The organism is Sphingomonas bacterium (assembly GCF_903644055.1).
Taxonomy (GTDB): Bacteria; Pseudomonadota; Alphaproteobacteria; order Sphingomonadales; family Sphingomonadaceae; genus Sphingomonas_I.
Genome location: NZ_CAHJXD010000062.1, coordinates 1 through 9,305 on the forward strand (window position 1 = coordinate 1; position 9,305 = coordinate 9,305).

8 protein-coding genes are annotated in these 9,305 nt (G+C 66.5%); 7 read left to right on the forward strand and 1 reads right to left on the reverse strand.

What is annotated here, in order from left to right; genetic code table 11:
• Positions 1-130: 130 nt before the first annotated feature.
• From tig to HUU94_RS02600, 6 genes are all read left to right on the forward strand, one after another.
• A complete protein-coding gene (gene tig, locus HUU94_RS02575; RefSeq protein ID WP_174273561.1) occupies positions 131-1,738 on the forward strand; it encodes a trigger factor in 1,608 nt (535 codons plus the stop codon).
• Between the two features lie 121 nt (positions 1,739-1,859).
• On the forward strand, positions 1,860-2,804 hold the full coding sequence (locus HUU94_RS02580) for a glycosyltransferase family 2 protein (RefSeq protein ID WP_174273562.1): 945 nt from the start codon (positions 1,860-1,862) through the stop codon (positions 2,802-2,804).
• 58 nt (positions 2,805-2,862) lie between these two features.
• Positions 2,863-3,186, forward strand: a complete 324-nt coding sequence (locus HUU94_RS02585) for a hypothetical protein (RefSeq protein ID WP_174273563.1) — start codon at positions 2,863-2,865, stop codon at positions 3,184-3,186.
• Positions 3,183-4,154, forward strand: a complete 972-nt coding sequence (locus tag HUU94_RS02590; protein WP_174273564.1) for a glycosyltransferase family 2 protein — start codon at positions 3,183-3,185, stop codon at positions 4,152-4,154. The genes HUU94_RS02585 and HUU94_RS02590 overlap by 4 nt, the downstream gene beginning before the upstream one ends.
• Positions 4,151-5,347, forward strand: a complete 1,197-nt coding sequence (locus tag HUU94_RS02595; protein ID WP_254601895.1) for an acyltransferase family protein — start codon at positions 4,151-4,153, stop codon at positions 5,345-5,347. Before HUU94_RS02590 ends, HUU94_RS02595 begins: the two co-directional genes overlap by 4 nt.
• Before the next feature lie 64 nt (positions 5,348-5,411).
• Positions 5,412-6,053 carry an ATP-dependent Clp protease proteolytic subunit gene (locus tag HUU94_RS02600; RefSeq protein ID WP_174273565.1) on the forward strand — a complete coding sequence of 214 codons (642 nt, stop codon included), beginning with the start codon at positions 5,412-5,414 and terminating at the stop codon, positions 6,051-6,053.
• Positions 6,054-6,257: 204 nt separating this feature from the next.
• On the opposite strand, the gene HUU94_RS02605 is transcribed toward HUU94_RS02600, so the two are convergent.
• A complete protein-coding gene (locus HUU94_RS02605; RefSeq protein ID WP_174273566.1) occupies positions 6,258-7,442 on the reverse strand; it encodes an acyltransferase family protein in 1,185 nt (394 codons plus the stop codon).
• 274 nt (positions 7,443-7,716) lie between these two features.
• Between HUU94_RS02605 and clpX the strand changes: the two genes are divergently transcribed.
• On the forward strand, positions 7,717-8,988 hold the full coding sequence (clpX, locus tag HUU94_RS02610) for an ATP-dependent Clp protease ATP-binding subunit ClpX (protein WP_174273567.1): 1,272 nt from the start codon (positions 7,717-7,719) through the stop codon (positions 8,986-8,988).
• Positions 8,989-9,305: the final 317 nt, after the last annotated feature.

A 9,305-nucleotide genomic window follows, 5' to 3' on the forward strand; every position in this document is an offset into this window, starting at 1 on the left:
GCGGAACTGGTAGACGCAGCAGGTTTAGGTCCTGCCATCGCAAGATGTGGGGGTTCGAGTCCCTTCGCCCGCACCAGTCCGTCGCCGGCGCTCGGGCTCAAGCCTTTCCATTCCGCCGAGAAACGAGATCATGCAGACTGTCGAGACGCTGAACGAGGGCCTGAAGCGCGCCTATACTTTGACCATTCCTGCCAAGGACATCACCAGCAAGGTCGATGCCGAGGTGGCGAAGGCCGCCCCGCAGATCCGCATGCCGGGCTTCCGTCCCGGCAAGGTGCCCGCCAACCTGATCAAGAAGATGCACGGCCCCGCGATGGAGCGCGAGGCGCTCAACACAGCGGTTCAGGAAGGCGTGCAGACGCTGATGGCCGAGCAGGGCCTTCGCCCGGCGATGCAGCCCGAGGTCGCGCTCGACGAGGAATATGCCCCCGGCAAGGACGTCGAGGTCAAGGTCGCGCTCGAAGTGCTGCCGCAGGTGCCGACGCCGTCGATCGACGCGCTCAAGCTCGAACGGCTGACGGTCGAGGCGCCCGAGGATGAGGTCGAGGCGCAGCTCGCGCGCTTCGCCGCCCAGCAGAAGAGCTGGGAAGCCGCCGCCGAGGGGCATCCGGCGATCGAGGGCGATACCGTGGTCGTCGATTTCGAGGGCAAGGTCGCGGGCGTCCCCTTCGCGGGCGGCACCGGCACCGACATGGCGGTGGAGCTCGGCGCGGGACAGTTGATTCCCGGCTTCGAGGCGCAGCTCGAAGGCGCCAAGGTCGGCGAAAGCCGCACGCTCCACGTCACTTTCCCCAAGGATTATGGCGAGAAGTCGCTGGCGGGCAAGGACGCGACCTTCGATGTCACCGTCAAGGAGGTGAAGACCGCCAGGGACGCGACGGTCGATGACGATTTCGCCAAGACGCTGGGGCTGGAGAGCCTCGAAAAGCTGCGCGCTTTGTTCAAGGGACAGGTCGAGCAGGAGCTCAACGGCCTCACGCGCACGCACATGAAGCGCAAATTGCTCGATCAACTCGCCGACGCGCACGATTTCGAGGTGCCGCCGTCGATGGTCGAGGCGGAGTTCGAGCAGATCTGGCGCCAGCTCGAGCATGAGGTGACGCACGAGGAAGATCCCGAGGCGGCGCGCGCCGAGCTGGAGGCCGACCGCGGCGATTATCGCAAGATCGCCGAGCGCCGCGTGCGCCTGGGCCTGCTGCTGTCGGAAATCGGCCAGCAGAACGGCGTCCAGATTTCCGATCAGGAGATGCAGCGGCTCGCGGCGCAGGCGGCGCAACAATATCGTCCCGAGGATCGCCAGCGCTTCATGGACTATATCCAGCAGGATCCGATCGCCGCCGCGCAGCTCCGCGCGCCGTTGTACGAGGACAAGGTCGTCGATTTCCTGTTCGACAAGGCCGAGGTTTCGGACCGCCCGGCGACGCGCGCCGAACTCGAAGCCGCGATCGAGGAGATCGAGGGCGACGGGCCCAAGCCGCACGTCCACGGTCCCGATTGCGATCATGACCATCACGATCATGCCCACGAGGCCAAGCCCGCCAAGGCGAAGAAGGCCGCCGCCGGGACGGAGGATGCGCCCGCCGGCGACGTCGTGGAGGAGGCATCCCCTGCTCCCAGGAAAAAGGCGTCGACCAAGAAGATTGCCGCCGAGGAAGCACCCGAGCTTGCCGAGGGGACGCCTGCCGCCGAAGCCAAGCCCAAGGTGAAACGCGCCGCCAAGCCCAAGGCCGAGGGCTAGGCCCGCTCCTGCACGCCACGACCGTCATGCCGGACATGTTCCGGCATCCACTCCACATCGGGCGTCTTGAGCGATAGAAATGTGGACTCCGGAACAGGTCCGGGGTGACGGAAGAAGCCTAATGACCCAATCCCCTCGCATCGCCGTCATCCTGCCCTGCTACAACGAGGAGGCGGCGGTCGCGGCGACGGTGCGCGATTTCCGCGCGGCGCTTCCGCAAGCGGCGATCTACGTCTACGACAATAACAGCACCGACCGCACCATAGAGGTCGCGCAAGCGGCGGGCGCGATCGTCCGGCACGAGCCGTTGCAGGGCAAGGGCCGCGTCGTCCGCCGCATGTTCGCCGATGTCGAGGCGGACATCTATGTGATGGCCGACGGCGACGCGACCTACGACGCCGCCGCCGCGCCCGCGATGGTCGCGCGGCTGATCGACGAGCAACTCGACATGGTGGTCGGCGCGCGCGCGAGCGAGGTGGAGGCGGCCTATCGGCGCGGGCATCGCCTCGGCAACGCGCTGTTGACCGGCATTCTCGCGCGGATCTTCGGGCGCACCTTCAGCGACATCCTTTCGGGCTATCGCATCTTCTCGCGTCGCTTCGTCAAGAGCTTCCCGATCCTATCGACGGGCTTCGAGATCGAGACCGAGATCAGCGTCCACGCGCTCGAACTGCGCATGCCCGTCGCCGAGATCGTCACGCGCTACGCGGCGCGGCGCGAGGGATCGGCGTCCAAGCTTTCGACCTATCGCGACGGCTGGCGCATCCTCAACACGATCATGACGCTGTTCCGCGTCGAGCGCCCCGTATTGTTCTTCGGCTCGATCGGCGGCTTCCTCACCGCGCTGGCGATCCTGCTCGTCGCGCCGCTGATCGTCACCTTCGTCCGGACCGGCCTCGTCCCCCGGCTGCCGACCGCGGTGCTGGCGACCGGTCTCGTCATCGTCGGCGTGCTCTGCTTCTTCACCGGCCTCATCCTCGATACGGTGGTGCGGGGCCGGCGCGAGGTTCGGCGCCTGGCGTATCTCGGGCTGCCCGCGCTGGGCGGAGACGCGCGCTCGGCTTGACGCTCGGTCGCCCGGCGCTAGACCGGTCGGGCCGGCGGGGGCGCGGCCAAGGGAGGCGGTGATTTCTTCAGGCCGGGCGCGTTCGCCGAAGGATCGATGGCTGGCGCTGGGGGCGTCGCTCGCCTGCATCCTGCTCCTGATGTGGCCGGCAATGGTCAATCGCGTCGCGATGCTCGGGCGCCTGCCCATGGAGGACCGCCGCCTGCTCGGGCTGGGGATCGCGCTGCTCGCCGGCGCCATGCTGGCCCACGCCCTCTTCGGCGGCGCGGTGTCCGAGCCGCAGAGCCGCTATCAGGCGCGGATCGTCTGGCTGATCCCGCTGATCGCCGCCGTCGCGGTGCTGGTACGCTGCCGCGCCCGTCTCATAGGGGGTGCGGCATGACCGCACCGACGCTCTCACTGATCATCCCCGTCAAGGATGAGGAGGATGCGATCGCGCCCTTCTTCGCGCGCGTCCTACCGATCCTCGATGGCATCGCCGGCGCACAGGGCACGGCATTCGCCTGGGAAATCCTGTTCATCGACGATGGCAGCGCGGATCGCACGCTCGCCGAGATCATCGCCGCCAATCAGCGCGATCCGCGCATCCGCGGCCTCTCGCTGTCGCGCAATTTCGGCAAGGAGGCGGCGCTTTCGGCGGGGATCGATCATGCGCTGGGCGATGCGGTGGTGCCGCTCGACGTCGATCTCCAGGATCCGCCCGAGGTGCTGGGCGAGATGGTCGCCAAATGGCGCGAAGGCTATGATGTCGTCTATGGCGTGCGCCGCAACCGGCTGAGCGATTCGCTGCCCAAGCGGCTCACCGCCGATCTCTATTATCGCGCGCACAACTGGCTCTCGGACGACAAGATCCCCGAACATGCCGGCGATTTCCGCCTGCTCGATCGCCGCGTCGTCGACGTCATCAAGCAGATGCCCGAGCGCAACCGTTTCATGAAGGGCCTGTTCGCCTGGGGCGGCTTTCGCCAGACCGCGGTGGACTATGATCGCGCCGAACGCGCGGTGGGATCGACCAAGTTCAACTATGTCCGGCTGTGGAAGCTGGCGGTCGACGGCATCACTTCGGCCTCGACGGTGCCGCTGCGCGTATGGAGCTATATGGGGGCGGTGATCGCCATCGTCGCCATCGCCTACGCCATCTATCTGATCGCGCGCACGATCCTCTTCGGGATCGACGTCGCGGGCTATGCCTCGATGATGGTCGCGGTGCTGTTCCTCGGCGGCGTGCAGTTGCTGTCGCTCGGCATTCTCGGCGAATATGTCGGCCGCATTCTCGTCGAGGCCAAGCATCGCCCCATCTACGTGATCCGCACCCGGATCGGCGAGACGGACGACGAGCGCCCCGCTTGACCGCCGTTTCCCGGCCGCACAATCAGCCGCATCGCTTCGAGGCGCTCGATAGCCTGCGCGGCGTCTGCGCCTGCATGATCGTGCTGCTGCATTTCAAGACTAACGGCGTCATCAGCCGATCCGCGCTGGTCGAGAACGCCTTCCTGTTCGTCGACTTTTTCTTCGTATTGAGCGGCTTCGTCATCGCCGCCAGCTATCGCGACCGCATCGCCAACGGCTTCTCCATCGCCAAATTCATGGGGCTGCGGCTGGGGCGCATCTATCCGCTGCACGCGACGATGCTGCTCGTCTTCCTGGGCTTCGAGATCTTCTTCGCGCTCGCGATGCCGCACGGCGCCGATCGCAAGCCCTTCGCCGGTGAGTTCGGCTTCGATCGCTGGATCGCCGAGGCGCTGCTGCTCCAGACCTTCACCGGCCCCGATCGCCTGCCCTGGAACGGGCCGAGCTGGAGCATCGCGGTCGAGATGTGGACCTATCTCGTGTTCGCGATCGGCTTCCGCTGGCTCGGCCGCCTGATCGTGCCGGCGGCCCTGGTGCTGGCGGCGGGATGCTGCGCCTTCCTAGCGCTGCGCGACGGCCTCTATCTCGATGTCTTTCACGACGGCGCCTTCGCGCGCTGCCTCTACGGTTTCGGGCTCGGCGTGGTCGCCTATCGCGTCCAGGAAGCGGTCGCGCGCTACGGAAAACCGTCCGTCGCGGCGGCGACGGCGATCGAGATCGTCGCGATCGCCGCGACGGTGGAGATCGTTCGGCTGAGCGGCCCGATACCGCTTTCGCTGCTGGTGCCGCCCGTCTTCTTCCTGGTCGTGCTCGTCTTCGCGCAGCAGCGCGGGATGGTCAGCCGCCTGCTGCTGCTCCGCCCGTTCCTGCTCGCGGGCACGCTCTCTTATTCGATCTACATGGTGCACGCCTTCCTCGAATATCGAATCGTCAACCTGCTCTCGCTGCTCGAGCGGCGGCTGCACAGCCGCGTGACGCTCGTCGCGCGCGACAATGGCGTCAACCATATCGGCGGCGGCGCCTTGTTCGGCGACATCATGTCGATCGCGATGCTCGCGCTGACGATCGGCGTCGCCGCGCTGACCTACCGCTTCATCGAGCGCCCTGGCCAGCGCTGGTCGCGCCGCCTGATCCTCGGCCCCGCGCCGCGCCCGGGCACCTTCGTCGCAGAGCGCGAGGTGCCGAGCTTCTGACCCCCCTCTTGAACATGACCGCGCGAAGCGCGATCTCCGCTCCCATCAGCCACAGGAAGACAGCATGATCCCCGACCACGCCGACATCACCGCGGGCCTCGTCCCCATCGTCATCGAACAATCCAACCGCGGCGAGCGCAGCTTCGACATCTATTCGCGCCTGCTGCGCGAGCGGATCGTGTTTGTGACGGGGCAGGTCGAGGATCATATGGCCTCGCTGATCACGGCGCAGCTCCTGTTCCTCGAAAGCGAAAATCCCAAGAAGGATATCTTCATGTACATCAACAGCCCGGGCGGCGTCGTAACCGCCGGGCTCGCGATCCACGACACCATGCAATATATCCGCCCCCGCGTCGGCACGGTGTGCATCGGCCAGGCCGCGTCGATGGGCAGCTTCCTGCTCGCGGCGGGCGAGCCGGGGATGCGCGTCGCGCTGACCAACAGCCGGATCATGATCCACCAGCCTTCGGGCGGCGCGCAGGGCATGGCGGCGGACATCGAGATCCAGGCGCGCGAAATCCTGCGCATGCGGCATTCGCTCAATTCGCTCTACGCCAGATATACCGGCAAGCCGATCGAGGAGATCGAGCATGCGATGGACCGCGACAAGTTCCTCGAGGCCGACGAGGCCAAAGCCTTCGGCATCATCGACGAGGTGTTCGACAAGCGCCCCGCGCCGACCGAGGACGTCGCACAGGCCGCCTGACGGGCCGCCCCACCGAAGCGGGTCTGAAATCGAATTCGAGGAAGTTGCGGATGATTATGTTCCTCCCCTGGCAGGGGAGGATCGCCTCGCTCTGCATGCCGGTCGCGGCCGACTCCAGAGGCTGTCCTGTTCAAGCTGAACGTCACCCCGGCCTTGAGCCGGGGTCCCGCTTCTTCTTCAGCGTCGGAGGCAACGGGACAGACGCTAGAAAGCGGCGGTCGGATCGGGCGGCGTGACCTTGGCGCTGCGGCCATGATTGACGAGCCGGCGCGACCAGAGCCGCGCGGGCGTTTCGATCACGCGGTAGCTGAACCAGGATAGCGCGATCACGATCAGCAGCATCGCCAGGATGTAGAGGTCGCAGGCCACGGGATCGCCCGTGAGCACGATCCGCCCCTCCATATGCGGCCGGGGCAGCGGCGAACCGCCGGACGCCGCCAGGCCGAGCAGATCGAAGCCGCGGTCGAGAATGAACTGGTGGATCATGTAGATCGAGTAGGAAAGCTCGCCGAGCAACAGCATCGGGCGGACGACGAGCAGGCGGCTGACCAGCCCGCGCTCGAGGCTGAACACCGCCACCACCAGCGCGAACGCCGGTGCGATCGCGGGCGACAGGCGGCCGCCGAAAGCGGAGACCAGCCAGACCGCCAGAATCATCGTCGCCGCCTCCAGCACCGTCGCGACGCCACGGCCGAGCCGCGCATCATGCCGCCCACCGCGAAAGGCCGTGTGGAGCTGATAGACGATCAGCCCCAGCCCGAAATTCATCATGCAATCGATCGTCGCGCCGACGCCGCTTTCCGGATCGATGCGGAGCAGTCGGGCGATGATCGCCGGCACGATCAGCAGCGCCGCCGTAGGGTAGAGCTTGCGGCGGAAGCCTAGGCCCGCGATCGTCACCGCGAAGATCAGATAGGTCCACCATTCGATCCCGATGCTCCAGCTCGGCCGGTTCCAGTTGACATAGGGCGCGAATTTCTGGAGCAGCAGAATATTGTAGGGAAGCTGGCCGAGATCGGTGTTGCCGGTGAAGGCCGCGCCCTCGCGAAACGCGGGCCAGCCGGTGATCAGCCGCAGGATCTCCCACGCGAAGATCACCGCGATCGCGAACAGGTGGAGCGGATAGATGCGCCCCAGCCGCAGCAGCATGAAGCGGCGCACGGGAAAGCCCGTCCCCAGCCGCTCGCCATAGGTCGCGCCGATCACGAAGCCGCTGAGCACGAAGAAGAAGGTCACCGCGAGGAAGCCGTGCTGGACGAAGGCGGTCCCCCACATCCGCCCGTCGCTCGGCATATGGAAGATCACCACCAGGCAGGCCGCGATGCCGCGCAAGCTATCGAGCGCAACGTAGCGCTGCCCCCCGCCGCCGCGATCGCCCTTCGCCGTCATCGTCTCGATCGCGCGCCCCGCTGCCGGATCGTGCTCCCCGCGCGAACTTTGGCTTCGGCGTGCTAGACACCGGTCTCCCGGTTTACAAGCTGTGCGCGGGGCGAAGAGGTTCGGCATCGGTGGCTGCGGGCGCTTGTTTCGCCGCGCGGGCGATCACATATCCCCGACGGCGGTAAACCGGCTGGCAAGGGGTTCCGCCACATAGTGTTTGCCGCCACGCAAGGCGGGCGGCTACCATGCCGCCCGACTCGGGCGGCCGAGGATTAGGAACGATATGACCAAGCTTAGCGGCGGAGATTCCAAGAGCACGCTTTATTGCTCGTTTTGCGGCAAGAGCCAGCATGAGGTGCGCAAGCTCATCGCGGGGCCGACCGTGTTCATCTGCGACGAATGCGTCGAGCTGTGCAACGACATCATCCGCGAAGAGACCAAGGCGACGCTGGTCAGCCGCAAGGACGGCGGCGTGCCGAGCCCGCAGGAAATCTGCAGCGTGCTCGATGATTATGTCATCGGCCAGAAGCGCGCCAAGCGCGTGCTCTCGGTGGCGGTCCACAATCATTACAAGCGGCTCGCGCACGGCGCCAAGGGCGCCGAGGTCGAGCTCGCCAAGTCGAACATCCTGCTCGTCGGCCCCACCGGCTGCGGCAAGACCCTGCTCGCGCAGACGCTCGCCAAGACGTTCGACGTGCCCTTCACGATGGCCGATGCGACGACGCTGACCGAGGCGGGCTATGTCGGCGAGGATGTCGAGAACATCATCCTCAAGCTGCTCCAGGCGTCGGATTACAATGTCGAGCGCGCGCAGCGCGGCATCGTCTATATCGACGAGATCGACAAGATCAGCCGCAAGGCGGACAATCCCTCGATCACCCGCGACGTTTCGGGCGAGGGCGTCCAGCAGGCTCTGCTCAAGCTGATGGAGGGCACCACCGCATCGGTGCCGCCGCAGGGCGGGCGCAAGCACCCGCAGCAGGAATTCCTCCAGGTCGATACGACCAACATTCTGTTCATCTGCGGCGGCGCGTTCGCGGGGCTGGAAAAGATCATCGGCGATCGGTTGCAGGGCAAGTCGATCGGCTTCGGCGCGTTCGTCGCCGCGCCCGACGAGCGCCGCACCGGCGAGGTGCTGCGCCAGTGCGAGCCTGAGGATCTGCTCAAGTTCGGGCTGATCCCCGAATTCGTCGGCCGCCTGCCCGTGATCGCGACGCTCGAAGATCTCGACGAGCCGGCGCTGGTCAAGATCCTCGGCGAGCCGAAGAACGCGCTGGTCAAGCAATATCAGAAATTGTTCGAGATGGAGGGCGTCAGCCTCAGCTTCACCGACGAGGCCTTGTCCGCGGTCGCCAAGAAAGCGATCCAGCGCAAGACCGGCGCGCGCGGCCTGCGCTCGATCCTCGAAGGCATGCTGCTCGATACGATGTTCGATCTGCCCTCGATGGATGGCGTCGACGAGATCGTGATCGACAAGGATGTCGTCGACGGCCGCAAGGAACCGGTGCGCGTCTTCGCCAAGAAGCAGGCCGAGCACACCGGCGACGCAGCTTAGAAGCTGCCCTGTTCAAGCTGAAACGTCACCCCGGCCTTGAGCCGGGGTCCCGCTTCTTCCTCGGCGTTGGCAAACAGCGGGGCCCCGGCTCAAAGCCGGAGTGACGACAGGTCAACGTCAACAGCACAGAGTCTGGGCTTAGTCGTCGCTACCCTTGAGGAAGGCCGGGGCGAACGCCGGCGCGGGGCCGTCATCGTTGCCGCCGTCGCCGCGCTCGCGACGCGGACCGCGATCGCCGCCTTCACGGCGCGGACCACGGTCGCCACCGCCGCCTTCGCGACGGCGATCGCCATCGCGACGCGGGCCACGATCGCCGC

Coding starts and splice junctions, on each gene's coding strand:
- tig (WP_174273561.1), top strand. CDS start 131: ATGCAGACTGTCGAGACGCTGAACGAGGGCCTGAAGCGCGCCTATACT.
- HUU94_RS02580 (WP_174273562.1), top strand. CDS start 1,860: ATGACCCAATCCCCTCGCATCGCCGTCATCCTGCCCTGCTACAACGAG.
- HUU94_RS02590 (WP_174273564.1), top strand. CDS start 3,183: ATGACCGCACCGACGCTCTCACTGATCATCCCCGTCAAGGATGAGGAG.
- HUU94_RS02600 (WP_174273565.1), top strand. CDS start 5,412: ATGATCCCCGACCACGCCGACATCACCGCGGGCCTCGTCCCCATCGTC.
- HUU94_RS02605 (WP_174273566.1), bottom strand. CDS start 7,442: ATGACGGCGAAGGGCGATCGCGGCGGCGGGGGGCAGCGCTACGTTGCG.
- clpX (WP_174273567.1), top strand. CDS start 7,717: ATGACCAAGCTTAGCGGCGGAGATTCCAAGAGCACGCTTTATTGCTCG.